The 25,801-nt window shown below is 59.5% G+C and carries 24 protein-coding genes, 1 tRNA gene and 1 pseudogene; 16 read left to right on the plus strand and 10 right to left on the minus strand.

All coding sequences use genetic code 11. The features are described 5' to 3' along the window. Positions 1-64: 64 nt before the first annotated feature. From LRL22_RS17035 to LRL22_RS17055, 5 genes and pseudogenes are all read right to left on the minus strand, one after another. A complete protein-coding gene (locus LRL22_RS17035; RefSeq protein ID WP_005340720.1) occupies positions 65-1,054 on the minus strand; it encodes a 2-hydroxyacid dehydrogenase in 990 nt (329 codons plus the stop codon). A gap of 74 nt (positions 1,055-1,128) precedes the next feature. Further along, positions 1,129-1,623, minus strand: coding sequence for a CreA family protein (locus LRL22_RS17040; RefSeq protein WP_005355485.1), 495 nt, complete (start codon positions 1,621-1,623; stop codon positions 1,129-1,131). Between the two features lie 26 nt (positions 1,624-1,649). Further along, positions 1,650-2,078 (minus strand): annotated as a pseudogene (locus tag LRL22_RS17045) (Mpo1 family 2-hydroxy fatty acid dioxygenase). A gap of 62 nt (positions 2,079-2,140) precedes the next feature. Beyond that, positions 2,141-2,998, minus strand: coding sequence for a hypothetical protein (locus LRL22_RS17050; RefSeq protein ID WP_203119872.1), 858 nt, complete (start codon positions 2,996-2,998; stop codon positions 2,141-2,143). A gap of 147 nt (positions 2,999-3,145) precedes the next feature. After that, a complete protein-coding gene (locus LRL22_RS17055) occupies positions 3,146-3,532 on the minus strand; it encodes a TraR/DksA family transcriptional regulator (RefSeq protein WP_005356952.1) in 387 nt (128 codons plus the stop codon). A gap of 479 nt (positions 3,533-4,011) precedes the next feature. On the opposite strand from LRL22_RS17055, the gene LRL22_RS17060 reads away from it, so the two are divergent. The 9 genes from LRL22_RS17060 (at position 4,012) to LRL22_RS17100 (ending at position 13,205) form a co-directional block, all read left to right on the plus strand. After that, positions 4,012-5,343 (plus strand): glutamine synthetase family protein, encoded by a 1,332-nt coding sequence (locus LRL22_RS17060; protein WP_013723370.1) that lies wholly within the window; start codon positions 4,012-4,014, stop codon positions 5,341-5,343. A 186-nt stretch (positions 5,344-5,529) separates the two neighbouring features. Next, positions 5,530-6,891 (plus strand): aspartate aminotransferase family protein, encoded by a 1,362-nt coding sequence (locus LRL22_RS17065; protein ID WP_270905938.1) that lies wholly within the window; start codon positions 5,530-5,532, stop codon positions 6,889-6,891. Positions 6,892-6,944: 53 nt separating this feature from the next. After that, positions 6,945-8,042, plus strand: a complete 1,098-nt coding sequence (locus tag LRL22_RS17070) for an extracellular solute-binding protein (RefSeq protein ID WP_005340709.1) — start codon at positions 6,945-6,947, stop codon at positions 8,040-8,042. A gap of 118 nt (positions 8,043-8,160) precedes the next feature. Next, the gene (locus LRL22_RS17075) at positions 8,161-9,246 is read left to right on the plus strand and encodes a polyamine ABC transporter substrate-binding protein (RefSeq protein ID WP_005355476.1); all 1,086 of its coding nucleotides are present in this window, start codon (positions 8,161-8,163) and stop codon (positions 9,244-9,246) included. A gap of 78 nt (positions 9,247-9,324) precedes the next feature. Continuing rightward, the gene (gene potA / locus LRL22_RS17080; protein ID WP_005340704.1) at positions 9,325-10,479 is read left to right on the plus strand and encodes a polyamine ABC transporter ATP-binding protein; all 1,155 of its coding nucleotides are present in this window, start codon (positions 9,325-9,327) and stop codon (positions 10,477-10,479) included. Next, positions 10,476-11,381, plus strand: a complete 906-nt coding sequence (locus LRL22_RS17085) for an ABC transporter permease subunit (RefSeq protein WP_005340703.1) — start codon at positions 10,476-10,478, stop codon at positions 11,379-11,381. Before potA ends, LRL22_RS17085 begins: the two co-directional genes overlap by 4 nt. After that, positions 11,378-12,223, plus strand: a complete 846-nt coding sequence (locus LRL22_RS17090) for an ABC transporter permease subunit (RefSeq protein ID WP_005340701.1) — start codon at positions 11,378-11,380, stop codon at positions 12,221-12,223. Before LRL22_RS17085 ends, LRL22_RS17090 begins: the two co-directional genes overlap by 4 nt. A 45-nt stretch (positions 12,224-12,268) precedes the next feature. Next, positions 12,269-12,973 (plus strand): MOSC domain-containing protein, encoded by a 705-nt coding sequence (locus LRL22_RS17095; protein WP_270905939.1) that lies wholly within the window; start codon positions 12,269-12,271, stop codon positions 12,971-12,973. Between the two features lie 155 nt (positions 12,974-13,128). Beyond that, positions 13,129-13,205 (plus strand) — tRNA-Pro (locus tag LRL22_RS17100). A gap of 260 nt (positions 13,206-13,465) precedes the next feature. On the opposite strand, the gene LRL22_RS17105 is transcribed toward LRL22_RS17100, so the two are convergent. Further along, positions 13,466-13,993, minus strand: a complete 528-nt coding sequence (locus LRL22_RS17105; RefSeq protein WP_005356927.1) for an AbiTii domain-containing protein — start codon at positions 13,991-13,993, stop codon at positions 13,466-13,468. A gap of 124 nt (positions 13,994-14,117) precedes the next feature. Further along, a complete protein-coding gene (locus LRL22_RS17110) occupies positions 14,118-14,582 on the minus strand; it encodes a thioesterase family protein (RefSeq protein WP_042054246.1) in 465 nt (154 codons plus the stop codon). Positions 14,583-14,715: 133 nt separating this feature from the next. On the opposite strand from LRL22_RS17110, the gene recQ reads away from it, so the two are divergent. Beyond that, on the plus strand, positions 14,716-16,551 hold the full coding sequence (gene recQ, locus LRL22_RS17115) for an ATP-dependent DNA helicase RecQ (protein ID WP_042081697.1): 1,836 nt from the start codon (positions 14,716-14,718) through the stop codon (positions 16,549-16,551). 67 nt (positions 16,552-16,618) lie between these two features. Here recQ and LRL22_RS17120 read toward each other — a convergent pair whose 3' ends face one another. Beyond that, positions 16,619-16,921, minus strand: coding sequence for a c-type cytochrome (locus tag LRL22_RS17120; RefSeq protein ID WP_005340687.1), 303 nt, complete (start codon positions 16,919-16,921; stop codon positions 16,619-16,621). Positions 16,922-17,026: 105 nt separating this feature from the next. Between LRL22_RS17120 and LRL22_RS17125 the strand changes: the two genes are divergently transcribed. The 3 genes from LRL22_RS17125 (at position 17,027) to LRL22_RS17135 (ending at position 19,586) form a co-directional block, all read left to right on the plus strand. Then, the gene (locus tag LRL22_RS17125) at positions 17,027-18,454 is read left to right on the plus strand and encodes a protein adenylyltransferase SelO (RefSeq protein WP_270905940.1); all 1,428 of its coding nucleotides are present in this window, start codon (positions 17,027-17,029) and stop codon (positions 18,452-18,454) included. A gap of 10 nt (positions 18,455-18,464) precedes the next feature. Continuing rightward, positions 18,465-18,752, plus strand: coding sequence for a DUF3630 family protein (locus LRL22_RS17130; protein ID WP_005355452.1), 288 nt, complete (start codon positions 18,465-18,467; stop codon positions 18,750-18,752). A gap of 159 nt (positions 18,753-18,911) precedes the next feature. After that, positions 18,912-19,586: a 7-cyano-7-deazaguanine/7-aminomethyl-7-deazaguanine transporter gene (locus LRL22_RS17135; protein ID WP_139746996.1), complete on the plus strand. Its 675-nt coding sequence runs from the start codon at positions 18,912-18,914 to the stop codon at positions 19,584-19,586. A gap of 269 nt (positions 19,587-19,855) precedes the next feature. Here LRL22_RS17135 and rraA read toward each other — a convergent pair whose 3' ends face one another. Beyond that, on the minus strand, positions 19,856-20,341 hold the full coding sequence (rraA, locus tag LRL22_RS17140; protein WP_005340678.1) for a ribonuclease E activity regulator RraA: 486 nt from the start codon (positions 20,339-20,341) through the stop codon (positions 19,856-19,858). A 146-nt stretch (positions 20,342-20,487) separates the two neighbouring features. Between rraA and LRL22_RS17145 the strand changes: the two genes are divergently transcribed. Beyond that, positions 20,488-22,341: a methyl-accepting chemotaxis protein gene (locus tag LRL22_RS17145; RefSeq protein ID WP_270905941.1), complete on the plus strand. Its 1,854-nt coding sequence runs from the start codon at positions 20,488-20,490 to the stop codon at positions 22,339-22,341. 122 nt (positions 22,342-22,463) lie between these two features. After that, positions 22,464-23,114, plus strand: a complete 651-nt coding sequence (locus LRL22_RS17150; protein ID WP_270905942.1) for a chromophore lyase CpcT/CpeT — start codon at positions 22,464-22,466, stop codon at positions 23,112-23,114. 100 nt (positions 23,115-23,214) lie between these two features. Here the strand turns inward: LRL22_RS17150 and rpmE are convergent, their stop codons facing one another. After that, positions 23,215-23,430 carry a 50S ribosomal protein L31 gene (rpmE, locus tag LRL22_RS17155; RefSeq protein WP_005340673.1) on the minus strand — a complete coding sequence of 72 codons (216 nt, stop codon included), beginning with the start codon at positions 23,428-23,430 and terminating at the stop codon, positions 23,215-23,217. Between the two features lie 147 nt (positions 23,431-23,577). Here rpmE and priA point away from each other — a divergent pair, with 147 nt between their 5' ends. Then, positions 23,578-25,785, plus strand: a complete 2,208-nt coding sequence (gene priA / locus LRL22_RS17160; protein ID WP_270905943.1) for a primosomal protein N' — start codon at positions 23,578-23,580, stop codon at positions 25,783-25,785. Positions 25,786-25,801: the final 16 nt, after the last annotated feature.

Raw genomic sequence — 25,801 nt, forward strand, 5'->3', positions numbered from 1 at the left:
GGGCTAGCCTACCCGAAGGCGCCGGGTCTCACAACCCGGCGCGTGACGAAGAGAGGGCGAGCCCTTATTCCACTTCGTTGTCGCAGCGGCCCTGGCTCTCGATAGCGCGGATATTGCCGAGGGTGGTATCGGCGATGGCGTGCAGCGCCTCGCGGGTCAGGAACGCCTGATGGCCGGTGAACAGCACGTTGTGGCAGGCGGACAGACGGCGGAACACGTCATCGGTGATCACCTCGTTGGACTTGTCGGAGAAGAAGAGATCCTCTTCCTCTTCGTAGACGTCCAGCCCCAGAGCACCGATACGGGAAGTCTTGAGCGCCTCGATGGCGGCATTGGAGTCGAGCAGGCCGCCACGGCTGGTGTTGATGATCATTACCCCGTCCTTCATCTTGGCAAATGCCTCCTTGTTCAACAGGTGGTAGTTCTCTTTGAACAGCGGGCAGTGCAGGCTGATGATGTCGGATTGGCGGAACAGGGTATCGAGATCCACGTACTCGGCACCCAGCTCGATGGCTGCCGGATTCTGGTAAGGATCGTTGACCAGCAGGCGAACCCCGAAGCCCTTGAGGATGCGCAGGGCGGCCAGACCGATCTTGCCGGTGCCGATGACGCCAACGGTCTTGCCATGCATGTTGAAGCCGACCAGCCCCTCCAGCGAGAAGTTGGCGTCGCGGGTGCGCTGATAGGCTTTGTGGATGCGGCGGTTGAGGCACATCATCATGCCGACCGCGTGTTCTGCGGTCGCCTCGGGGGAGTAGGCGGGCACCCGCACCACTTTCAGCCCCAGCTCTTTGGCCGCGGCCAGGTCCACGTTGTTGTAACCGGCGCAGCGCAGGGCGATCACCTGGGTGCCGTTGGCAGCCAGTTCGGTCAATACCTCGCGGTCGGCATCGTCATTGACGAACAGACACACCACTGGGAAGCCGTGAGCCAGTCGGGCCGTTTTGGCCTCCAGCCGCACATCGAAAAACTCTAGGTCGAAGCCGTACTGGCTGTTGGCCTGGTTGAAATGCTCTTTGTCATAGCTCTTGGTACTGAATACGGCGACTTTCATGGTATGTGCTCCGCAGCGTGTGTGTCGTCAAATTACAACAAAATGGGTCAGCTATCACCGGACAAACCGGCTGGTTATTGTCCCCACGGCATGATGGGAACGGCGCTGACTGCACTTTTGTACGAACCATCCACCAGTTTGGTGCTGTAGGTCAGGTAAACCAGTGCATTGCGTTTCTTGTCGTAAAAACGCACCACTTTCTGCTCCTTGAACACCAGCGAAGTGCTGACATCGAACACCTCTTCCCCCGCTTTCAGCTTTTCGGGCAGGGTGATGGGGCCGATCTGGTGGCACGACAGGGAGGCGTGGGAGGGATCTTCCGCCAGTCCCAGCCCACCTTTGACGCCACCTGTCTTGGGGCGCGCCAGATAGCAGGCGACACCGTCGATGCGCGGGTCGTCGAATGCCTCCACCAGGATCTTGTGGTTGGGGCCAAACAGCTTGAAGGCTGTGCTCACTTCACCGACCGGGTCGGCCTTGTCGGCCAGCGCCGGGCCGGCAAACAGGGCCCCCAGCAGCAGGGGCAGGGCGCGGCGCAGGGCATTATGTCGCGTGTGGTTATGTGTCATGGTCTCTCCTGTTGGCCCGGCACTCCTCAATAGGGAATGCCCAGGCGACGATAGAGGCTGGCGAGCACCCAGGCGGGGCCTATCAGCAGAAATTGCAGGTCGGCGAGGAAGGAGGGGCGTTTGCCCTCGATCTTTGGCCGACAAACTGGGCTATCCAGAGAATCACGAACGCCGCCACCGCGGGCCACAGCAGCGGCCCCTGCCATTGGTGGCAGATCCACAGTCCCAGTGCGGTTAGCCCGGCCATCCCCGCGAACAGCGAAAACGACAGCTGCAGATAGAACAGCAGCACCGGAATAGCCGCCACTGCCGCCCAGTTGAGGATCTCTGGCAAGGGCCCGTGTGGCAGACACCAGAGCAGCGCCAGCGAGCAGAAATAGATGCCCGGCACCGCCAGCTTATGGATGGCGATGGCTCTGGCCGTACTCCTCAAACCACTCCTGGATTACCTTCATGGCACCTCCCTGGCGCACTGTATTCTCGCTGCCCGACCCTCATGGTCAGGCGCTCGGGATGATTATCCCTGCGGTGGGTACTCCCAATATTGGGCCGGAATGGATTTTAGCAACGGGGTCATATCCGGATTGGGCAGGGCGATGGTGACCCGCTGATCGAGGTTGGCGCTGGCGAGCGCTTCGCGGATCTTGGGGTTGTCATTGAAGAACTTCATAAAGCTGCCATCGGCATAGGCCCGCTCCAGCCCAGTCTGAATCGCCTTGGCCAGCTTGGGGTATTCGGGGCTGACGAAGAAGAACTGGGCGAAGGGGTAGTGGATCAGCAGATGCTGCTCGATGGCGAGGTTGGGATACTGCGCCACCAGCTCGCTGCGCTCGGCGAAGATCTCCACCAGGGCGCGCGGGAAGAAGTCGATCTTGTCGCCGTCGTTGATAAGGCGAAACAGGCTGCTGTATCGGCCGGAGAAGGTCGGGATACCCGCATTTTCCAGAATTTTGTTATCGGCCCAACCGACCCCTTGCGCCGCCTTCAGCTGTTTGAGGTCGGCCAGGGTATTGATCTGGTTGAACTTCTCTTGGGCATCTGCGTGGATGAAGGACAGTCGCAATCCTTCCAGCCCGCGAAACAGCGGAATGGGGACGGCAATCAGGGAGGATTCGAGCTCGCTGGAGGTGCCCATCCAGAAGACGTTGATGGTCTTGCCCTTGCTCAGCTGCTGCTGGAGGGTGAACTGGTTGAGGTCGAGTTCGACAGGCTGGATGCGAAAGGGTTGCCCGGAGCGGGTCAGGGCCAGTTCCAGCAGCTTGTACTGGTACTCCTGGTCAAGATTGTTGACGGGACGGCTGGGGACCTTGACCGTCAGAACCTGTGCTTGTGCCAGCAGTGGCAGGCACAAACACAGCTTGATGAGCCATTTCACTCTCTGTTCTCCTGTAGATTCCGGAAGGTGTCCGGAGTCTAACAGAACTTGTCACCATCTTGCTGCGAGGCGTTGTGCAAGGTTTGAGCGCGGGGCCCTGTCTTGCTGGCGTCTGTTGCACCAGAATGGTGACGGTTCTTCGAAGAATCAGGCGACGCGACGGAACACGTGGGTATCGTTAAATTCCTTGGTGCTCTGGCATTCGACGCAGAAACGGGATTCCGGACGGGCATGCAGCCGCTTGAGGGAGATCTCGTCACCGCAAGATTCGCAGTAACCAAAATCCCCTTCGCTGATGCGCTTCAATGCGCCCCGCAGCTTGCGCAGGTGCAGCTTGTCGTGCTCGATGCGGTTCAGCTCCAGACGGCGGGCTTCCTCGATACTGGCACGGTCAATTTCATCAGCCATCTCGTTGGTGTCGGTGGCGATGGCCTGGCTGGCCTGGGAGTTCAGGCGCTCTTCGAGCTCGACGATCTGTCGCTCGATCTGCCCCTTGTAAAAGGCCAGTTGGTCTTCAGTCATGAAATCACACATACGATTAACTACCAGTCAGTTTACTAACCCAATTATCCCTGTTTATGGGGGCTGTCTGCCTACAGACCAAGCCCTTGTATCCCGATTTGCACCTGTTTCATGCAAGAGAGTGCAAATCAGGGCGGGCCTTGTACCAAAAAAATGCAGCCAAGCAAAGCAAATAGGATAAGGATTGTGCGCCCTTGCAAAAAAATGGTCCGTTCCTGCGGGGGATTGGTCGGGATCTGGCGCCTGCTTCACCCTCTGTTGGCATCGCCTTTGCAACGATGAGAAGGGTGGGCTTCGTACGGATTTGAGTGTTTAGTATTTGGTGCCGCCTTGGTCATTATATACGCCGTTATTTATAGTTTTTTAAACACGCCCGCTTGACATTGCCCTTGATGGCGGGCTTTATGGTGATGTTGATTACAATTTTATAACAAGGGTGTTCCATATATTAGACACCCTTGCCAATGGCAACCGTAAAGTCGGGGTTTAACATGGACAGTATCAAAGGCTGGATGGAGAGCAATCGCATCACGGAAGTGGAGTGCCTGTTCCCGGATTTCACCGGCAACGCCCGGGGCAAGATCATCCCAGCCAACAAGTTTTTGCGCGAAGGGGGCATGCGTCTGCCCGAGGTGATTTTCACCCAGACGGTGACCGGCGAATATCCGGATGACGACAGCATGATCGACCCGCTGGAGCGGGACATGCAGCTCTATCCCGACCCCAACACCATCCGTTTTGTCCCCTGGGCGCTGGAGCCCACTGCACAGGTGATCCACGACTGTTTCGACGTCAACGGCAAGCTGATCGACATAGCGCCGCGCTCCGTGCTGCGTCGGGTTCTGTCATTTTATGAGAAGCAGGGCTGGAAGCCGGTAGTGGCGCCCGAGCTGGAATTCTATCTGGTCACCCGCAACGAAGACCCCGACTATCCGCTGGTGCCGCCGGTCGGTCGCAACGGCCGCCCTGAGACCGCCCGCCAGTCGTTCAGTATCGATGCGGTCAACGAGTTCGACCCCATTTTTGAAGACATGTATGACTACTGCGAGGCGCAGGAGCTGGAGGTGGACACCCTGATCCACGAGTCCGGCGCCGCCCAGATGGAGATCAACTTCCTGCACGGGGATGCCATCGATCTGGCGGATCAGGTGTTCCTGTTCAAGCGCACCATGCGTGAGGCTGCACACCGCCACGGCATCTATGCCACCTTCATGGCCAAGCCGATGAGTGACGAACCGGGGTCGGCCATGCACATCCACCAGAGTCTGGAAGATGTGAACGGCCACAACCTGTTCGGCACTCCGAACGGCGGCAACAGCGAACAGTTCATGCACTTCATCGCCGGTCTGCAGAAATACACCCCGGCGGTGACTGCCCTGCTGGCCCCCAACGTCAACTCCTACCGCCGCCTCACCTTTGGCGAGAGCGCGCCGCGCAACGTCCAGTGGGGGGTCGAGAACCGCACCTGCGGCCTGCGGGTGCCCTTCTCCGACCCGAGCGCGCGGCGGGTGGAGAACCGCTTCGCCGGTGCCGATGCCAACCCCTATCTGGCGCTGGCCGCCACTCTAGCCTGTGGCTATCTCGGCATGATGGAGAAGCTGGAGCCGCTGCCGGAGATGAAGTCGAGCGCCTATGACCTGCCCTACAGCCTGCCCCGCTCGCTGGAAGAGGCGCTCAGCCATCTCGAACAGTGCGAGCCCATCAAGGAGATGCTGGGTGAGCGCTTCACTCGCGCCTTTGTCGCGGTCAAACGTAAAGAGTACGAGACCTACTTCGGGGTGATCAGTCGCTGGGAGCGGGAGTTCCTGCTGCTGAACGTTTGATCCCCCTGTAACGGGGAGGCCGGAGTCGGTCTCCCCGATCCCTGTATCGAAGAGACCGGAACGCGAGTCAGGTGGCGGCAGCCACCTGTGAGTGGTTGTGGCTGCGAGCATGCAAGCCCGCCTGACTACCCACCTGACTATTTGACGACTGAATATTGCTAAATCGAAGGAACCGAGGAGCAACAAATGCAGCAGACAACCCGTGAGTGGCAACAACTGGATGCCAGCCACCACCTGCACCCCTTTACCGATTTTCAGGCCCTGAACAAGAAGGGCTCGCGCATCATTACCAAAGCCAGCGGCGTCTATCTGGAAGACTCCGACGGCAAACGCATTCTCGACGGCATGGCGGGCCTGTGGTGCGTCAATATGGGCTATGGCCGCCAGGAGCTGGTGGATGCCGCTACCCGTCAGATGCAGCAGTTGCCCTACTACAACCTCTTCTTCCAGACCGCTCACCCGCCGGTGATCGAGCTGGCGACCCTGCTGGCCGAGGTGACGCCTGCCCATCTCAACCACGTCTTCTTCACCGGCTCCGGCTCCGAGTGCAACGACACTGTGCTGCGGATGGTGCGCCACTACTGGGCCAGCAAGGGTCAGCCTGACAAACAGGTGATCATCAGCCGCCACAACGCCTATCACGGCTCCACCGTGGCAGGGGCGAGTCTGGGCGGCATGAAGGGGATGCATGCCCAGGGTGGTCTGCCCATTCCCGGCATAGTGCACATCGATCAGCCCTACCACTTCGGTGAGGGGCAGGGGATGAGTGCCCACGAGTTCGGGCTGGAGCGGGCCCGTCAGCTGGAGCAGAAGATTCTGGAGCTGGGGGTGGACAAGGTGGCTGCTTTTATCGGCGAGCCGATCCAGGGGGCGGGCGGCGTCATCATTCCGCCCGACAGCTACTGGCCGGAGATCCAGCGCATCTGCGATCACTACGGCATCCTGCTGATCGCCGACGAGGTGATCTGCGGCTTTGGCCGTACCGGTCAGTGGTTTGCCAGCGAAGGGTTTGGCATCAAGCCGGACCTGATGTGTCTGGCCAAGGGGATCACCTCTGGTTATCTGCCGCTCGGCGCAGTGATGGTCAGTGACCGGGTTGCCAAGGGGCTGGTGGAGGAGGGGGGCGAGTTCAACCACGGCTTCACCTACTCGGGCCATCCGGTCTCTTGCGCCGTGGCGGTGGCCAATATCCAGCTTATGCAGAAAGAGAGCATAGTTAAGCGAGTGCATGATACTATCGGCCCCTATTTGCAGCGCCGCTGGGCGGAGCTGGCCGATCATCCGCTGGTGGGAGAAACCCGAGGCAAAGGATTGGTCGCCGCGCTGGAAATCGTTGAGGACAAGCAGACCAACCGGCGTTTTCCAGCTCAGGCAAATGCGGGGATGACTTGCCGGGAGTTCTGCTTTAACAATGGCTTGGTGATGAGGGCGGTAGGCGATACCATGATCATATCGCCCCCCTTGGTCATCACCGAGGAACAGGTTGATGAATTGGTCGATCTGGCCAGGCGCAGTCTGGATCTGACAGCCGCAAAGCTGAAGGGTTGAGGTGGGTCGGGCAGGTTGGCATGCGCATACAATTTGCTTAGGAGACAAGGATGATGTCTTTCAAAACAGGAGTGATCGCTGCCTCTGTGGCTCTGGTCATGGCAAGTGCCGGAGCAATGGCTGAAGAGAAGGTGCTGCACGTCTACAACTGGAGCGACTACATAGCGCCGGATACCCTGGATAACTTCCAGAAGGAGACGGGGATCAAGGTGGTCTATGACGTGTTCGACAGTAACGAGGTACTGGAAGCCAAGTTGCTGGCGGGTAGCTCGGGCTACGACATCGTGGTGCCATCCAACCCCTTCCTGGCCAAGCAGATCAAGGCGGGCGTGTTCCAGAAACTGGACAAGTCCAAGCTCTCCAACTGGCAAAACATGGATGTCGACCTGCTCAAGGCGCTCGAGCCGAGCGATCCGGGCAACCAGTACTCCATCCCCTATCTGTGGGGCACCATCGGCTATGCCTACAACGCCGAGAAGGTGAAAGCCGTGCTGGGGGCCGATGCCCCGGTCAACTCCTGGGATCTGGTGTTCAAGCCGGAGAACATGGCCAAGTTGAAAGAGTGTGGCGTCTCCTTCCTCGATTCACCGACCGAAATGCTGCCGGCTGCCCTGCAATATCTGGGCTTCAAACCGGATAGCCAGAAACCGGCCGAACTGAAGAAGGCTGAGGAGCTGTTCCTCTCCATCCGTCCCTATACCGCCTATTTCCACTCCTCCAAGTACATCTCGGATCTGGCCAACGGCAACCTCTGCGTAGCGGTCGGTTACTCCGGTGACTTGCAGCAGTCCAAGGCGCGGGCAGCCGAGGCCAAGAATGGCGTCGCGCTCACCTACACCATTCCGAAAGAGGGGGCAGGCAGCTTCTTTGACATGATCGCCATTCCGGCGGATGCCAAGAACGTCGAGGCGGCCCACACCTTCATCAACTATCTGATGAAGCCCGAGGTGATCGCCAACATCACCAACGTGGTGCAGTTCCCGAACGGCAACAAGGCGGCGACCCCGCTGGTGGATGAGGCGATCCGCACCGATCCGGGTATCTACCCCGATGCGGCAACCCTGCAGAAGATCTACACCTTCCCGGATCTGCCGGCCAAGGTGCAGCGGCTGATGACCCGCAGCTGGACCAAGATCAAGTCCGGCAAGTAAGTAACGAGTGCCCCTCCCGGTCCGCAGTTCGGCCGGGAGGGTAGTGATGCCATCCATCCGGATGGGCCGCGCGAATGGATGCGCAGACGGTCAACCACTGAACAGGAGAACTGACACCGTGAATACAACCAGATTGCTAACCATAGCCCTGACCATGGGATTGGCGAATGTGGCCCAGGCTGCCCCTGTGCTGCACTTCTACAACTGGTCTGACTATATCGGCGAGACTACCCTCAGCGATTTCCAGCAGGCGACCGGGATCAAGACCGTCTATGACGTGTTTGACTCCAACGAGACCCTGGAAGGCAAGTTGCTGACGGGGCGGACTGGTTACGATTTGGTGGTGCCCTCCAATAATTTCCTGGCCAAGCAGATCAAGGCGGGAGCCTTCCAGAAACTGGATAAATCCCTGCTGCCCAATCTGGCCAACCTGGATCCCGTGCTGCTCAAGCAGCTCGACAAGGTGGATCCGGGTCATCAGTACGCGGTGCCCTATCTGTGGGGGACCAACGGCATCGGCTACAACGTCGACAAAATCAAGGCGGTGCTGGGGGTCGACAAGATTGACTCCTGGGCCACCATCTTCGAACCGGAAAACATGGCGAAACTCTCTCGCTGCGGCGTCGCCTTCCTCGACTCTGCCGACGAGATGATCCCTGCTGCCCTCAACTACCTCGGGCTCGATCCCAACAGTCATGCGACGGGGGATATCAAGCAGGCCGAGGCGCTGCTGCTCAAGGTGCGGCCCTATGTGGCCTACTTCCACTCCTCCAAATACATCGGCGATCTCGCCAATGGCGACATCTGCGTGGCGGCCGGTTTTTCCGGCGACATCCTGCAAGCCGCTGCCCGCGCCGATGAAGCTGGCAAGGGGGTGAAAATTGCCTACAGCATTCCGAAAGAGGGGGGCAATCTCTGGTTCGACATGATGGCGATCCCGTCCGATGCCACCAACGTCAAAGAGGCGCACGCTCTCATCAACTACGTCCTGCAGCCCGAAGTGATCGCCAAGGTCAGCGACTATGTGGGCTACGCAAATCCCAACTCAAGGGCGGGCGAGTTTATGGATGAGGCGGTGCGCAACAACGAGGAGGTTTATCCCCCTCAGGCCGTGCTGGAGCGACTCTATGTGCAGGAAGCACATCCCCGCTCGGTACAGCGTCTAATCACCCGGAGTTGGACCAAGATCAAGTCCGGTACCTAACCTTGGTGCCCGTTCGGGGGCGCCAAATCGCTTTTATGGATCGGCCGCAAGGCCGGTATCACGTTGGGGAGTTTGGTAATGGCGATAGCCTCCAGTGCCTACAAGAAAGCCCTCGAGGGCAGTCAGCAGCGCAAAGAAGTGCTGGTGAAAATTGATCGGGTAAGCAAGCAGTTCGACGAAACGCTGGCGGTCGATAACGTATCTCTCAATATTCACAAGGGGGAGATTTTCGCCCTGCTCGGCGGGTCCGGTTCCGGCAAATCGACCCTGCTGCGGATGCTGGCCGGTTTCGAGCGCCCGACCGAGGGGCGGCTGTTCCTCGACGGGGTCGACATCACCGACATGCCCCCCTATGAACGCCCCATCAACATGATGTTCCAGTCCTACGCCCTGTTCCCCCATATGACGGTGGCCCAGAACATCGCCTTTGGCCTCAAGCAGGATGGCCTGCCCAAGGCCGAGATCGATGCCCGGGTGGAGGAGATGCTCAAGCTGGTGCAGATGACCCAGTATGCCCGCCGCAAACCGCATCAGCTCTCCGGTGGCCAGCGCCAGCGGGTGGCGTTGGCTCGCTCGCTAGCCAAGCGTCCCAAACTGTTGCTGCTGGATGAACCCATGGGGGCGCTCGACAAGAAGCTGCGTTCCAAGATGCAGCTGGAGCTGGTTGAGATCATCGAGCGGGTCGGGGTGACCTGTGTCATGGTGACTCACGATCAGGAAGAGGCCATGACCATGGCGGAGCGGATCGCCATCATGCACCTCGGTTGCATCGAGCAGATCGGCAGCCCGATGGATATCTACGAGACTCCGGCCAGTCGGCTGGTGTGCGAATTTATCGGCAACGTCAACCTGTTTGACGGCCTGCTGGTGGAGGATGAGCAGGACCACGCCACCATCGCCTGCGCCGACCTGGAGCAGCCCATCTATGTGGGCCACGGCATCAGCTCCCGCGCCGAGAACAAGAAGGTGACCTATGCCCTGCGGCCGGAAAAACTGCTGATGAGTCTGCAAAAGCCGGAGGAGATCGAGCACCCGGACTTCAACTGGACCAAGGGTGAGGTCTATGACATCGCTTATCTGGGCGGTCACTCGGTTTATCACATCCAGCTGCCCTCGGGCAAAATCGTTCAGGCTTTCATCGCCAATGCCGAACGCCACGGCAAGCGGCCAACCTGGGATGACCAGGTGTTCCTCTACTGGGAAGATGACAGCGGCGTGGTGCTGCAATCATGAAGTTCTTGCAACGACTGAAGCGGGTCGGGGGGCGCCGACTGGTGATTGGCATCCCCTTCTTCTGGCTGTTCCTCTTCTTCCTGCTGCCCTTCGTCATCGTGGTGAAGATCAGTTTTGCGGAAGCGGATGTGGCGATCCCGCCCTACACCGACGTGGTGAGCTGGGCCGACAATCAGCTCACCATCCTGCTCAATATGGGCAACTACCTGCTGCTGCAGGAGGATGAGCTCTATATCGCGGCCTATCTGGGCTCCCTCAAGATGGCCTTCGTCAGCACTTTGCTCTGCCTGCTGATTGGCTATCCGATGGCCTACTCCATCGCCCGGGCTAACAAGGAGACCCAGACCGTTCTGCTGCTGCTGATCATGATGCCGACCTGGACCGCCATTCTGATCCGGGTCTATGCGTGGATGGGGATCCTCAGCAACAACGGCCTGCTCAACAGCGTCTTGCTGGGGATCGGGGTGATCGACGAACCGCTGCAGATCCTAAACACCAACCTGGCGGTCTATATCGGCATCGTTTACTCCTACCTGCCCTTCATGGTGCTGCCGCTCTACGCCAATCTGGTCAAGCATGACCAGAGCCTGCTGGAGGCGGCCTCCGACCTGGGGGCCCGCAACCTGACCCGTTTCTGGCAGATCACGGTACCGCTCTCCAAAAACGGCATTATCGCCGGCTGCATGCTGGTGTTTATTCCGGTTGTGGGGGAGTTCGTTATTCCGGAAATGCTGGGTGGCCCGGAGACCCTGATGATCGGTAAGGTGCTGTGGCAGGAGTTCTTCAACAACCGCGACTGGCCGGTCGCCTCTGCGCTGGCGGTGGTGATGCTGGCGGTGCTGATCATTCCGATCATCCTCTTCAACCGTAACCAGGCCAAAGAGCTGGAGGGCAAGGCATGATGAGACGTTTCGGTTTTGCCAAACTGATGCTCTGGCTGGGGCTGCTGTTTATCTACCTGCCCATGATCATCATGGTGATCTACTCCTTCAACGCCTCCAAGCTGGTGACGGTGTGGGGCGGTTGGTCGCTGAAGTGGTATTTCGGCCTGCTCGACAACAAGCAGCTGATTGGGTCTGTGTTCCGTTCGCTGGAGATCGCCTTCTACACCGCGATCGCCGCGGTGGCGCTGGGGACGGTGGCAGCCTTCGTGCTGACCCGAATTCCCCACTTCCGTGGTCGCACCCTGTTCGGTGGCATGGTGACGGCGCCGCTAGTGATGCCCGAGGTGATCACCGGTCTGTCGCTGCTGCTGCTATTCGTGGCGATGGCCCAGCTGGTGGGCTGGCCCGCCGAGCGGGGCATGCTGACCATCTGGATCGCCCACACCACCTTCTGTACCGCCTACGTGGCGATCGTGGTGTCGGCGCGGTTGCGGGAGCTGGATCTCTCCATCGAGGAGGCGGCAATGGATCTCGGCGCCAAGCCGTGGAAGGTGTTCTTCCTGATCACTATCCCGATGATCGCCCCCTCGCTGGCGGCAGGCGGCATGATGTCGTTCGCCCTGTCGCTGGATGATCTGGTGCTGGCGAGCTTCGTCTCCGGCCCGGGCTCGACCACCTTGCCGATGGAGGTCTTCTCGGCGGTACGGCTCGGGGTGAAACCCGAGATCAACGCGGTGGCCAGCCTGATCCTGCTGTCGGTATCGCTCTTTACCTTCGGCAGCTGGTATCTGATGGCCAGGGCGGAGAAGCGCCGTCGCGCCGAGATAGCCATGACCACCCAGATGCAGGCCGTGGTCTGACGCCATGATAAGATCCGCCTACTCTCGTCAACCTGGAGGATGAGTATGCGGATCTCCCTTTTTAGCGGTCGTGGCACCGAGCTGGTGCCCGGCCTCACCAGCGCCATTCACAAGCAACCGATCTCTGCACCAGTTCGCTGTACCTTTGCCGGTCTGGAAGGGGATGAGCAGTGTGACCTGCGCCACCACGGTGGCCCGGATCGGGCGCTCCACTACTATCCTGCCGATCACTATCTCTGGTGGCAGACCTGGCAAACCGCGCTGGGCTTGCCTGCGCCACGTACACCCTGGCAACCTGCCGCCTTTGGCGAGAACCTCTCCGGTATCGGGCTGACCGAGGTGCAAGCCTGCATTGGCGATGTCTATCGACTCGGCGAGGCGCTGATCCAGATCAGCCAGCCGAGATCCCCCTGTTTCAAACTCAACCAGCGCTTTGGCTATGGCCAGATGTCGCAGGTGATGCAACTGAATGGCCGTTGTGGCTGGCTGCTGCGGGTGCTGGAGGAGGGGATGGTGTCGCCGGAGTCGGCCATGGAGCTGGCAGACAGACACTATCCCGAACTGACGGTGAAGCGCACGGCGGATATCCTGTTCAATCAGGTGCGCAATGAAGCGGATCTGCTGATGCTGCTGGAGAATCCTGCTCTCTCCCCCAACTGGCGCCAGCATGCAGCCGACTGGCTGGAGCATGGCACTGTGGCTGACTGGCAGCGCCGTCTATTGGGGCCGGCATCCCTGCGCCTGGCCTGACGGCCGGTTACCGGAATGTCACCAGCTGGCTGCAGCCCAGTAAGCGGATGACAAGAGTGCTGAATAGTTGAGCAAATGGCACTTTTTTTCCTGCCAAACGCAAAAAAGGCTTGTGTCGGGTCTGGGCTTTCGGTAAATTCCCGTCCCGCAGACATCGGTGTGTAGCGCAGCTTGGTAGCGCACTTCGTTCGGGACGAAGGGGTCGGAGGTTCGAATCCTCTCACACCGACCAAATTTGAAAAGGCCGCTCAATAGAGCGGCCTTTTTGCATTTATCCTTCCTGTTTTCCCGATTTTCTTTAGCTGCTGACCTGTTACCTGGCCAAGTGATCTGACTTGCAGTATGCAGGGTCGAAGCAAGACCACAGACATTAAAAGGGCCACCGCTCGGTGGCCCATCGGTGGAGTCTGATCCTGACTCCGGCACTCTAGATTGTGGCAATCTCGCTACGGGTCTTGTCTATGGTGCCCTCCTTGCGCGCCAGGCGCTTACTCAGATATGCCAGTGCTGATGCCGCAAAGCCTTGAAACTGTGTTGAGGCAGCAAGGCCGCGTGCTTGGGGTACTCACTAATGAAATGTTCTATTCCCTCCATCAGTTGTGCACGTAATGAAATCACGGGCTCATGCCAGGCTTGCAGGCATAAATGGCCGGGGATCAACTGCTCCTGATAATCTTCCAGCAGCTGCTCTGGCCAGGGTTCAATACCGGAATTGCGTTGCAGCAAATAGTGGGCGGCGGGTTCACGGGCATAAATGAACTGAATTTGGGCCAGATCGCGTTGGCATAGCGTTTGACTGTTGATGTGACAGGTCAAATATTTTCCCGTTTTCAGATCCAGAAAGTGACCGCGTTGCCGACAGGGAACGATGCGATACCAAGGCAGGGGTGAGGAGAGAGAATACCCCTCAAGCTCCTGTTCCAACCAGTGGCGACACTCGGGTGTCTGCACCTCGTCGAGCATGGACTCGAGCTGTGTCAACAAGGCTCTGGATGGTTTGATGGCCAGTTTCGCACTCATCGCCTGCAATCCTCCCTCTGCACACAATCCCGACTATCAGTATGGACCTTGTTCGGCCAGAGGGGGTAAGGAATCTAATGATTAAAATTGGATTAGCCGCGTGGTTTTTATGCACTAATTTGGTTCAACCCACCAGATAGGTACCAGTGCCGAAGGCGATGTGGGTGCCTTCTTCGTTGTGCAGCTCCATCCGGGCGACGGCCACCTTGCTGCCAGCCCGGATGATGTGGGCGGTGGCGATAAACTCGTTGCCGCGCCCCGGGCGCAGGTAGTCCACCCGTAGATCTATGGTGCCGAGGCGGGCGAAGCGCTCCTTGAGATAGCTGGGGGAGAACTCCTCCAGCTCGTCGATGCAGGAGGCGGCGACGATCATGCCGCCCGCCACATCCAGCAGCGTGGCGGTGACACCGCCGTGAAGGATGTTGTGGAAGGGGTTGCCGATCAGCTTGTCGTCCATCTTGATGCGCAGTTCCACCTTGTCGAAGTCGTAGTGGGTCACCTGCATGCCGATCAGTTTGTTGAAAGGCATCTTCTCGGCAAACAGGTTGGCAATGCCACTGAGCGCCATCTTCTTGAGCATCTGTTTCATTCTCTGATCCCAATCCTTGTCATCAAAGCCGAGTAAAAACTCCAGCCAGTCTGCAACAGTTCCTTAACAGTCGCAATGGCAGGTTTATTGTGGGCGGCGGCTGCTTTAGAATGGCGACCCCAAAGGAGAGCCCATGACCGCGATTGCCGAAACCCTGCCAGATCCTCAGCCAGAGAGTCCGCTTGCCCTGCTGCAGGCGGTCTTCGGCTATCAGCAGTTTCGGCCGGGTCAGCTCGAAATCATCGAGCAGATCGTCGCGGGGCGCGATGCGCTGGTGCTCAAGCCCACCGGTGGCGGCAAGTCGCTCTGCTATCAGATCCCGGCACTGCTGCGGCCAGGGCTCGGGGTGGTGGTCTCTCCCCTTATTTCGCTGATGAAGGATCAGGTCGACAGCCTGCGCGCCAACGGCGTAGCGGCGGTCTACATCAACTCGGCCCTGAGTCGGGAGGAGATGATCCAGAACTTCGCCGCCATGCGTCGTGGCGAGATCAAGCTGGTCTATGTCTCCCCCGAGCGACTGTTGCAGCACGAGTTTATGGATCGGCTAGCCGAGCTGCCGCTCGGGCTGTTCGCCATCGACGAGGCGCACTGTGTCTCCCAGTGGGGCCACGATTTCCGGCCTGAGTATGCGGCGCTGGGGCGGCTCAAACAGTGGTTCCCGCAGGTGCCTGTGGTGGCGCTGACTGCCACCGCCGACGAGGCGACCCGCAGCGACATGCTGCACCGCCTAGAGCTGAACGATCCCTTCATCCACACCGCCAGCTTCGATCGCCCCAATATCCGCTACAGCCTGGTGGAGAAGTTCAAGGCGGCTGAGCAGCTGCTGCGCTACGTGCAGAGCCAGAAGGGCAACTGCGGCATCGTCTACTGCTCCAGCCGCAACCGGGTGGAGGAGGTGGCCGAGCGGCTATCCCGCCACGGCTGCAAGGCGGCGCCCTATCATGCGGGGCTGCCGCTTGAGCAGCGCCAGCAGACGCAGGATGCTTTCCTCAAGGATGACATCGAGATCGTGGTGGCGACGGTGGCGTTCGGTATGGGCATCGACAAGCCCAATGTGCGCTTCGTGGTGCACTACGACATTCCGAAGAACATCGAATCCTACTATCAGGAGACCGGTCGCGCCGGGCGCGATGGTACCCCCGCAGAGGCGCTGCTGCTCTACGATCCTGCCGACATCGGTCGGGTGCGCCGCCTGCTCGACAACATCGAGAATCCCCAGCAGTTGCAGGTGGAGCAGTACAAGCTCAACGTGATGGCGGCCTTTGCTGAGGCGCAGACCTGCCGCCGTCAGGTGCTGCTCAACTACTTTGGCGAGTACAACGACAAGCCGTGCGGCAACTGCGATATCTGTCTCGATCCGCCCAAGAGCTATGACGGTACTGAAGATGCCCAGAAGGCGCTCTCCTGCGTCTGGCGGGTGGGGCAGAATTTCGGGGTGGGTTATGTAGTGGAAGTGCTGCGCGGTTCCCTCAACCAGCGTATCAAGGATCACGGCCACGACAAGCTCTCGACCTACGGCATCGGCAAGGATCAGAGCCACGAATACTGGATGAGTGTGATCCGCCAACTGATCCACAAGGGGCTGCTGACCCAGAACATCACCCGCAATCTGGTGTTGCAGTTGACCGAGGCGGCCCGCCCCGTGCTGCGTGGCGAGGTGAAGCTGGAACTGGCGGTGCCCCGCTTGCAGCCCATCTCCAGCCGCAAGGAGAAGCGCAATGGCCTGCTCGACAACGCCAACTACGACAAACGGCTGTTCAAGGAGTTGCGCGGCCTGCGCAAGCAGATTGCCGAGGACGAAGAGGTGCCGCCTTACGTGGTGTTCAACGATGCGACCCTGGTGGAGATGGCTCAGCTGATGCCGATGACCGAAGACGAGATGCTGGCTATCAACGGTGTCGGGCACCGCAAGCTGGAGCGCTTTGGCGAAGCCTTTATGGATCTGATCATCGACTACTGCCGTCGTTAGGGTCGATTAGGCAGCCTAATCGACCACGGTAAGCGCGGCTCGGAAGAACCTGGGGTCAGACGCGAGGTTATTTCAGGCTGGCGTAGAAGGCGGCCAGATTGTCGATATCCGCATCGGTCAGGGGCGCCATGAAGGGGTCCATCAAGGGCTCTTTGCGAGTGCCATCCTTGAACGCTTTCAACTGTTTCACCAGATAGGCTGCATTCTGACCCGCCAGATGGGGATAGTTGGGGATCATCGCCTTGCCTTCCACCCCGTGGCAGGCCGCACAGACCGCCGCCTTGGCCTTGCCGGCTTCAATATCGGCAGCCTTGGCCTGATGACCCCACGCCAGTGCCAGCAAGGGCAGGGCATATACCCATTTTTGCATCTTCTTCTCCTTGAATTGAAAAATGATGGTCGCCAGTTAGCGCAAGCATGGCTGACGGCAGTATAAAGAGTGACACGAGCATACGCAGGGACGAATGGTACAACCATGAAGTTGATCAACACTTTTGCGACCGAGTTGCCCTGGGCCTGTGAACCCGTGGCCCCCCAGCCGCTGCAGCAGCCCCGGTTGCTTCATCTCAACCGGGCTTTGCTGGATGAGCTGGGATTGGGAGGCGTCAGCGAGGCTGACTGGATCGCCTGTTGTGGCGAGGGAAAAGTACTGCCCGGTATGCAGCCGGTAGCGCAGGTCTATGCCGGCCATCAGTTCGGGGGTTATAGCCCGCGGCTTGGGGATGGTCGCGCGTTGTTGCTGGGTGAGCAGCTGGCGCCGGATGGTCAGCGCTGGGATCTGCACCTGAAGGGGGCAGGAAAGACGCCGTTTTCCCGCTTTGGCGACGGCCGCGCCGTGCTGCGCTCCAGCATCCGCGAGTATCTCGCCTCCGAGGCGCTCCATGCTCTCGGCATCCCGACCACCCGGGCGCTGGTATTGGTGGGGAGTCAGGAGCCCGTTTATCGCGAGCAGGTTGAGACAGGGGCGACTGTGCTGCGCACCGCCCCCAGCCATCTGCGCTTCGGTCATATCGAGTATTTCGCCTGGAGCGGGCAGGGGGAGAAGATCCCGCCACTCATCGACTATCTGCTGCGCCACCACTTCCCCGAACAGGAGAGTGGTGCCGAACTGTTTACCGAAGTGGTGCGCCGCACCGCGCGGTTGATTGCCAAATGGCAGGCGGCGGGGTTCTGTCACGGGGTGATGAACACCGACAACATGTCGCTGCTCGGCCTGACGCTGGATTACGGGCCATACGGCTTTATCGATGCCTACGTGCCCGATTTTGTCTGCAACCACTCGGACCCTGCGGGCCGCTACGCGCTGGATCAGCAGCCCGCGGTCGGTTATTGGAATCTGCAAAAGCTGGCGCAGGCGCTGGCTGGCCATGTAGACGGTGATGCGCTGGCTGCTGCGTTGGCCCAGTACGAACAGCAGCTGATGCTGCACTACTCCGAACTGATGCGGGCCAAACTCGGGTTGGCGATGTGGGAGGAGGATGACCCGGCGTTGTTCCGTGAGTTGTTCCGGTTGCTGGCGGCTAACAAAGTGGATTACCACCTGTTCCTTCGCCGTCTCGGTGAGGTGACGCAAGAGGGGGCGTGGCCTGCATCTCTGCTGTCCCTGTTGCCTGAACCACTGGGTTGGCAGGCGTGGCTGGAGCGCTATCGGGCGCGGCTGATGCTCGAAGGCAGCGAGGATGCCGTGCGCAAGGTGCAGATGGATGCCATCAACCCCAAGTATGTGCTGCGCAATGCGCTGGCCCAGCAGGTGATAGACGCCGCCGACGCAGGGGATATGCGGCCTTTCGAGCGGCTGTTCGCCGCCTTGCAGCGCCCCTATGATGAACAACCCGAATATGAGGATCTCGCCACCCCGACTCCGGCATGGTATTGCGGTGGTGAGCTCTCCTGCAGCAGCTGAGAGACAGGGAATGAGTTGGCAAATCAAACAGGTAGATAGCGAAGCTGGCGTGGTGACGCTGGATTGTCCGGCACTCGACTGGGACACGTTCCCGCTGTTGGCGCAGGCCTTGCTGCGAGAGTGGGAGCTGCAGCCGCTCGAGCAGGATGCGGGGGCCGACCGCCATAGCTGGTTGCTGGTGTTTGAAGGGAGCCAGTTTCGGCTGGAGTATGAACACTACAGCGGCTGCTGGCTGGAGGCGGTGCGCCCGGCGGATCGGGAGGCGCTGCTCTGGCTCGCCAGACAGCACAAGGCGTGACTATCGCCCACAAGGCCTGTTCTGCCGCTGGCCAACTTGGATGAGACTAATCGCATAAAGATTGAACTATCGGTTTGGGGGCGTATAATCTCGCCCCTCAATTATCGCCAATGGTGGCGATATGGGTTCCCTAACCCCATTAACCAAAAAGGTCACAAGATGAATCTGACCCCTGCGCAGTACCAAACGGCGCTCTTTCGCCTATCGTTGTTCCACATTCTGATCATTGCCAGCAGCAACTATCTGGTGCAGCTGCCGATCACCGTGTTTGGCTTCCACACTACCTGGGGTGCGTTCAGCTTCCCGTTTATCTTCCTCGCCACTGACCTGACGGTGCGGATCTTCGGTGCCGGTCTGGCGCGCAAGATTATCCAGACCGTGATGTTGCCAGCACTGGCGGTCTCCTATGCGCTCTCCGTGCTCTTCTTCGAAGGGAGCTTCCAAGGTGTTGGTCATCTGGCCGAATTCAACCTGTTCGTGGCGCGTATCGCACTGGCCAGCTTTATGGCCTATCTGGTAGGGCAGTTCATGGATGTGGTGGTGTTCAACCGCCTGCGTCTGCTCAAGCAGTGGTGGATTGCGCCAGCGGCCTCCACCCTGTTTGGTAATCTGGTCGATACCATCGCTTTCTTCAGTGTGGCCTTCTGGCGCACCACAGATCCTTTCATGGCAGAGCACTGGGTCGAGATCGCAACCGTCGATTACGTATTCAAGTTGCTGATAAGCCTTGGTTTGTTCGTGCCGCTCTACGGTGTCTTGTTGCGCTACCTCAGCCGCAAGCTGGTGGGCGAGGCCGGATTATCCAGCCTGCAAACAGCCACCCGGCAAGCCTGAACAGATTGACCACCCTTCGCGGTGGTCAATTTTTTTGCACTTTCTGCAAATAGCACTTGCCCAGTTAAATGAGAATGATTATTGTTAACTTGTTTTCCGGGAAAGACTTCATTCGTTCCAACGTGATGGACTTCTTGTGAAGGCACGACATTGCTCACATTGCTTCCAGTTAAGGGCCAGTTTATCTGGCCCTCTTTTTTTTCATTTTTCAGCAAGTTGCAGACATAAAAAACGGGAGCCAAGGCTCCCGTCGTCACGCTGTCTATGGCTTACTCGATATCGAGTGCCTCGGGGGAGAGGATCACCCCTGTGGTATCGGCGTAGAGGTGGTCGTCAGGCAGGAAGGTCACGCCACCGAAGTTGACCGGCAGATCGGTCTCCCCTACATCCTTGCTGTCGGCACCGACCGGAATGGCTGCCAGTGCCTGAATGCCGATGTCCAGATCTTCCAGAATATCGACTTCGCGGACGCAGCCGTAGCAGACAATCCCTTCCCAATCGTTCTCGGCCGCCGTGGTGGCGATGTCGCTGTCGATCAGAGCTCGGCGCATGGAGCCACCGCCATCGATCAGCAAGACGCGTCCCAGCCCATTCTCTTTGACGAGTTCACGGATAAGACCATTCGATTCGAAGCATTTGACGGTGGTGATGACGCCGCCGAAAGAGGCGCGGCCGCCGAAGGAGCAGAGCATGGGTTCAAGCACATCCACCATGTCCTGATAGATGTCGCACAGTTCAGAAGTATTGTATTCCATAGTGTCAAATCCACGGCTGGAAACAGGTGCAACCAGTATAAGGAGTGGGTGTGGCATTTCAATGAATATTCCTTGCACAGATCACCTGTCGCCGCTTTTCTGCATAAGCTCAATGCAGTTCACTGCCAGTTTGCGAGAGGTCCATCGTGCTTATCCGTCATAAGTTGATCCTGAATACCGTGCTGGTTGCCGTTGCCATGCTGGTACTGAGCGGCCTGTTTATCTACTCCAGCCAGGTGCACCGTCACCTGACCGAAGCCCAGCGCAATATCGACCAGCTGGAGATCGCCATGCTCAACCTGCGGCGGGCCGAGAAGGATTTTCTGATCCGTAAGGATATGACCTTCGTCGAGCGCTTCAATCAGGGGCTGTCAGACTTTCACCAGCACAATCGGGAGCTGGTGACCGATGACAATCTGGCTGCCGTCGAGGGGGAGCTGACCAGACTGGATCAGCAGATCAGCGGTTATGGCAAAGCCTTCAACGATCTGGTGGCTCAGCAGCAGAAGATTGGTCTGGGGCCGGAGGAGGGGCTCTATGGCAAGCTGCGGGCGGCGGTGCATGAGGTGGAGAATGGGCTCAAGCAGCTGGATCAGCAGGGGCTGCTCATCACCATGTTGCAGCTGAGACGGGCGGAGAAAGACTTCATGCTGCGCTCCGATATCCAGTATCTGGAGCGTTTCGAAACCTTGCACAAGAGTTTTCAGGATAGTCTTGCCACTTTGCCGGAGGCGGATCGCGGCAAGTTGGAGCAGGCCAGCAAGCAGTACCGGCAGGACTTTGTGGCGCTGGTGCAGGGGATGCAGGTACTGGGGCTGAAAGAGGATGAGGGGCTGCGCAACCAGATGCGGGATCTGGTGCATCAGACCGAACAGGGATTTGCTGCCGTCGATCAGCACATTGTCGCTGAACTGGAGCGGCAGAGCGCTCGCCTCAACAGCCTGATGCTGGTCTGTGGCGGGGTGATTGTGGTGCTGATCGGCATCATGAGCGTGTTGCTGGGGCGCAGCATCGACCGTCCCATTACTCAGGTGAATGATACCGTCAACCGCATTCGTAAGGATAATGACCTGCGCCTGAAGATAGATCTGCGCGGGGCAGATGAAATGGCCCAGCTGGCAGGCAATCTCGACGTGATGCTGGGCGGGTTTCGTAACCTGATTGGCGATGTGAAGCATAGCGTGCACACCCTGACCGAAGCGGCGGATCACCTTTCGGCCAACGTCAAACGCACCAGTGAAGGGGCGGCGCGCCAGCTGCAGGAGACCGATATGGTGGCGACCGCGTCCACCGAGATGGGCTCCACCATCGAAGAGATCGCCCGCAACACCGAGCAGGCGGCCAACAATGCACAGGCGACCAACAACAAGGCGATGGAGGGGCGGGCTGCGGTCGAGAATACTGTCGAGCAGATCCGCTCGCTGGCGGGCAATCTGGAGAGCTCATCTCGCGAGGTGAGCCAGCTGCAAAAAGAGAGCGAGACCATCGGCTCCGTGCTCGACGTGATCCGCGGCATTGCCGAGCAGACCAACCTGCTGGCCCTCAACGCAGCCATCGAAGCAGCCAGGGCAGGGGATCAGGGACGTGGTTTTGCGGTGGTGGCCGATGAGGTGCGCAATCTGGCCATCCGTACCCAGAAATCGACCCAGGAGATCGCCGGCATCATCAGCTCCCTACAGAAACAGACCGGCAGCATCGTCGAGGTGATGGCGACCTGCCGCGAGCAGGGCAACCGCAGCTCGGATCAGGCCAGTACCGCAGGGGAGTTGCTGGGGCAGATCACTCAGGATGTTACCCACATCATGGATATGAGCACCCAGATTGCCGCCGCCATCGAACAGCAGAGTCTGGTGGCCAACGAGGTGAACCGCAACGTCAACAACATCCGCGACATCGCCCAGGAGTCGAGCATCATGGCGGAGGAAAATGCGAGATCCAGCGAGGGCCTCAACGAGCAGGCCCAGCTGCTCAACAAGGCGGTGGCAAAATATCGGGTTTAGTGAGCAGACTGGCATCCTTGTGAGGTTTTTGCACCAGAGTGGCAATGATTTGATCGTAATGGCTGTTATTGGGGTAATTCGCTCATATAATCGCCGCCACTATGATGATTCGGAAGGATTCGATGGCAAAGTTGCTGGTGGCCGTATTCGGGCTGCTCTGTTCCTGTCTGGTGTTGGCAGGTTCGGCGCCTCAGGCTACCCCACTAAAGCCCCGCATGGAGCCGCTACTCAGCTGGTTCAATGGGGCATTTACGAGCCGGGAGCAGGCCAGTTACGACAGCCGCTTTACCAGTGCTGAGCTGCGCCTGATGGAGATCTGGCCTGGCTATCAGGGCTATCGCTGGGTCTATGCCGAGCAGTACCTGAGTCTGCGCTCCGTCCGTCCCTTCCGCCAGCGCATCTATCGCTTCTCACCCGCCCCTGACGGGCGGATCCTGATGGCAGAGCTGACCATGCCTCGGGCTACCGATTTTGCCGGTGCCTGGCATGATCCCGCCTTGCTCGACAGTCTGACCCCGCAGCAGCTCTCCTTGCGTCACGGTTGCGAGATCTGGCTGACACGCACCCCCTCCGGCGAATATGCCGGTCACACCCGGGTGGGCCACTGCTCCACCGATTTTGGCGGTGCCACGACGCTGGTGCAGCATATCTGGATTGGCCCCGACAGCGTCAGATTGCTGGATCGTGCCTATGACAACGCAGGGAGTCCGCGCTGGGGCAGCCCGGGTGAGGGGTATGTCTATTTGCGTCGTTCCAAAGGATTTGGCCAGTAGGGGAGAGTGCGTCTGGCTGCGGGAACATGAAGGATGAAAAACAGGGATCGTAAAAAAGGCGCCCGATGGGCGCCTTTTTCAGAATTCTTCAGAAGTAAAATTACTTCTTGGTGGTCATCGCACCGAAACGCTTGTTGAACTTGTCTACGCGGCCGCCGCTAGAAACTTCTTTCTGCTTGCCGGTGTAGAACGGGTGGCACTCGGAGCACACGTCCAGGTTCAGATCTTTACCGATGGTAGAGAAAGTGTTGATGACGTTACCGCAAGAGCACTTGGCGGTGATGGCTACGTAGTCAGGATGGATACCAGCTTTCATGGACAACCTCAATTAATAGGCCGTGTCGCCATCCGATCTCTTGTCGGACACCACACGATTGTTGAACACAGTTTCAAAGGCTGCGAATAATATAGGAAATGCCTGAGATCAGGCAAGTGGCTTCGCAGAAAAAATAGGCAACCCCTGGTGAATTCTTCCCAAACGCTGGATCTGGTTCGTGTCGCTGTCCCGGTACCGTTACGCCGTCACTTCGACTATCTCTCTCCCCTGCCGTTACCTGCCCCCGGTTGCCGGGTCGAGATCCCTTTCGGTCCCCAGACCTTGGTCGGGCTGGTGGTGGATCATCCGGCTGACAGCCAGGTGCCCCGCAACAAGCTCAAGCCCATCAAACGGGTATTAGACACGGCTCCGGTGCTGGGGCCGGATATTTTGGCGCTGATGAACTGGAGCGCCAGCTACTACCAGCATCCGCTGGGGGAAGTGCTGCCCCACGCCCTGCCGGTGCTGGTGCGCAAGGGGGAGCCTGCCGCCTATCGGGAGCTGGAGTTCTGGTTTGCCACCGATGCCGGCATGGCCATCGATCTCAACGAACTCAAGCGGGCGGCCAAGCAGCAGCAAGCGCTCGCCCTGCTGCGCAAGGGGCCGCAGACCCCCTCCGCCCTCAAGCAGGAGGAGATCCAGAGCGCCGCTCTCACCGCGCTGGAGAAGAAGGGGCTACTGGAGAAACGCTCGCTGGAGCCGAGCCATGACGGCGACTGGGCCGCCCGCTTTGAGCCGGGGGAGGGGCTGCGCCTCAACGGCGAACAGGCGCTGGCCGTCTCTGCCGTTACCAGTCAGAGCGACAAGTTCGGTGCCTTCCTGCTGGATGGCATCACAGGCTCCGGCAAAACCGAGGTGTATTTAAGCATCCTCGAGCCCTTGCTCAAGGCGGGCAAGCAGGCGCTGGTGATGGTGCCGGAGATCGGTCTCACCCCGCAGACCATCAACCGCTTCCGGCGCCGCTTCAACGTGCCTGTGGTAGCGATGAACTCGGCCATGAACGACAGGGAGCGGCTCGACGCCTGGCTCGCCTGCCGTGACGGCGGTGCCGCCATCCTGATCGGCACCCGCTCCGCGGTGTTCACCCCGTTTCACAACCTCGGCATCATTATCATCGACGAGGAGCACGACGGCTCCTTCAAGCAGCAGGACGGTTTTCGCTACCACGCGCGGGATCTGGCGGTGATGCGGGCCCATCGTGCCGGTATTCCGATCTTGCTTGGCTCGGCCACCCCGTCCCTGGAGACATTGCACAACGCCCGCACCGGCAAGTATCACCACCTTACACTGACTCGCCGTGCCGGCAATGCCCAGACCGCCCGTCAGGTGATCCTGGATATCAAGAACGTGCGGTTGCAGGCCGGGCTCTCCCCCCAGTTGGAGCAGCTGATGGCGGAGCATCTGGCGGCGGGCAATCAGGTGATGCTGTTTCTCAACCGCCGTGGCTATGCCCCGGCTCTTATCTGCCACCAGTGTGGCTGGAGCGCCGCCTGCGAGCGCTGTGATGCCTGGTACACCTGGCATCAGGCTGGACGACGGCTGCACTGCCACCACTGTGACAGCGTGCGCCCGCTGCCCCACCACTGCCCCGAGTGTGGCAGCAACGAGCTCATCGGCTCCGGGGTGGGCACCGAGCAGTTGGAGCAGTTGCTCACTAAGGTTTTCCCGCAATATCCCGTAGTACGCATCGATCGGGACAACACCCGCCGCAAGGGGGAATTGGAGGCCCATCTCGGCGACATCAAGGCGGGCAAGTACAAGATCCTGATTGGCACCCAGATGCTGGCCAAGGGCCACCACTTCCCGGATGTGACCTTGGTGGGGCTGCTGGATGTGGATGGCGCCCTGTTCAGCGCCGATTTTCGCGCCGCCGAGAAGCTGGCCCAGCTCTACACCCAGGTGGCGGGTCGTGCCGGGCGCGCCAGCAAACCCGGGTTGGTAGTGCTGCAGAGCCACCATCCGGAACATGCCCTGCTGCAGGATCTGACCCAGAACGGTTACGGCCACTTCGCCGATACGGCGTTGAAAGAGCGCCGCCTGCTGGGGCTGCCGCCGTTCAGCTATCAGGGGCTGTTCCGCGCCGAGGCCAACGGCCGTGACGAGGTGCAGCTGTTCCTCGCCCGCCTCGCCGATACCCTGCGCAGCGCCCGCTATCCCCACGTTCAGGTGCTGGGACCCATCAGCGGTTTTATGGAGCGCAAGGCGGGCAAGTTCCGCATGCAGTTGCTGGTGCAGGGGCCGAACCGGGCCCCGCTGGCCCAGCTGCTGGACTGGGCGGTTAAGGAGCTGGAAGGCTGGTCCGAGACCAAAAAGGTGCGCTGGAGTCTGGATATCGATCCCACCGAGCTCAGTTGATGGCACCGGAGCCGGT

This window comes from Aeromonas sp. PI_26, from assembly GCF_027854445.1.
GTDB classification, from domain to species: Bacteria; Pseudomonadota; Gammaproteobacteria; order Enterobacterales; family Aeromonadaceae; genus Aeromonas; species Aeromonas veronii.

Coding starts and splice junctions, on each gene's coding strand:
- LRL22_RS17130 (WP_005355452.1), top strand. CDS start 18,465: ATGAGTTGGCAAATCAAACAGGTAGATAGCGAAGCTGGCGTGGTGACG.
- rraA (WP_005340678.1), bottom strand. CDS start 20,341: ATGGAATACAATACTTCTGAACTGTGCGACATCTATCAGGACATGGTG.
- LRL22_RS17090 (WP_005340701.1), top strand. CDS start 11,378: ATGATGAGACGTTTCGGTTTTGCCAAACTGATGCTCTGGCTGGGGCTG.
- rpmE (WP_005340673.1), bottom strand. CDS start 23,430: ATGAAAGCTGGTATCCATCCTGACTACGTAGCCATCACCGCCAAGTGC.
- LRL22_RS17110 (WP_042054246.1), bottom strand. CDS start 14,582: ATGAAACAGATGCTCAAGAAGATGGCGCTCAGTGGCATTGCCAACCTG.
- LRL22_RS17150 (WP_270905942.1), top strand. CDS start 22,464: ATGGCAAAGTTGCTGGTGGCCGTATTCGGGCTGCTCTGTTCCTGTCTG.
- LRL22_RS17125 (WP_270905940.1), top strand. CDS start 17,027: ATGAAGTTGATCAACACTTTTGCGACCGAGTTGCCCTGGGCCTGTGAA.
- LRL22_RS17055 (WP_005356952.1), bottom strand. CDS start 3,532: ATGTGTGATTTCATGACTGAAGACCAACTGGCCTTTTACAAGGGGCAG.
- LRL22_RS17040 (WP_005355485.1), bottom strand. CDS start 1,623: ATGACACATAACCACACGCGACATAATGCCCTGCGCCGCGCCCTGCCC.
- LRL22_RS17085 (WP_005340703.1), top strand. CDS start 10,476: ATGAAGTTCTTGCAACGACTGAAGCGGGTCGGGGGGCGCCGACTGGTG.
- recQ (WP_042081697.1), top strand. CDS start 14,716: ATGACCGCGATTGCCGAAACCCTGCCAGATCCTCAGCCAGAGAGTCCG.
- LRL22_RS17060 (WP_013723370.1), top strand. CDS start 4,012: ATGGACAGTATCAAAGGCTGGATGGAGAGCAATCGCATCACGGAAGTG.
- LRL22_RS17065 (WP_270905938.1), top strand. CDS start 5,530: ATGCAGCAGACAACCCGTGAGTGGCAACAACTGGATGCCAGCCACCAC.
- LRL22_RS17070 (WP_005340709.1), top strand. CDS start 6,945: ATGTCTTTCAAAACAGGAGTGATCGCTGCCTCTGTGGCTCTGGTCATG.
- LRL22_RS17095 (WP_270905939.1), top strand. CDS start 12,269: ATGCGGATCTCCCTTTTTAGCGGTCGTGGCACCGAGCTGGTGCCCGGC.
- LRL22_RS17135 (WP_139746996.1), top strand. CDS start 18,912: ATGAATCTGACCCCTGCGCAGTACCAAACGGCGCTCTTTCGCCTATCG.
- LRL22_RS17035 (WP_005340720.1), bottom strand. CDS start 1,054: ATGAAAGTCGCCGTATTCAGTACCAAGAGCTATGACAAAGAGCATTTC.
- LRL22_RS17105 (WP_005356927.1), bottom strand. CDS start 13,993: ATGAGTGCGAAACTGGCCATCAAACCATCCAGAGCCTTGTTGACACAG.
- LRL22_RS17120 (WP_005340687.1), bottom strand. CDS start 16,921: ATGCAAAAATGGGTATATGCCCTGCCCTTGCTGGCACTGGCGTGGGGT.
- potA (WP_005340704.1), top strand. CDS start 9,325: ATGGCGATAGCCTCCAGTGCCTACAAGAAAGCCCTCGAGGGCAGTCAG.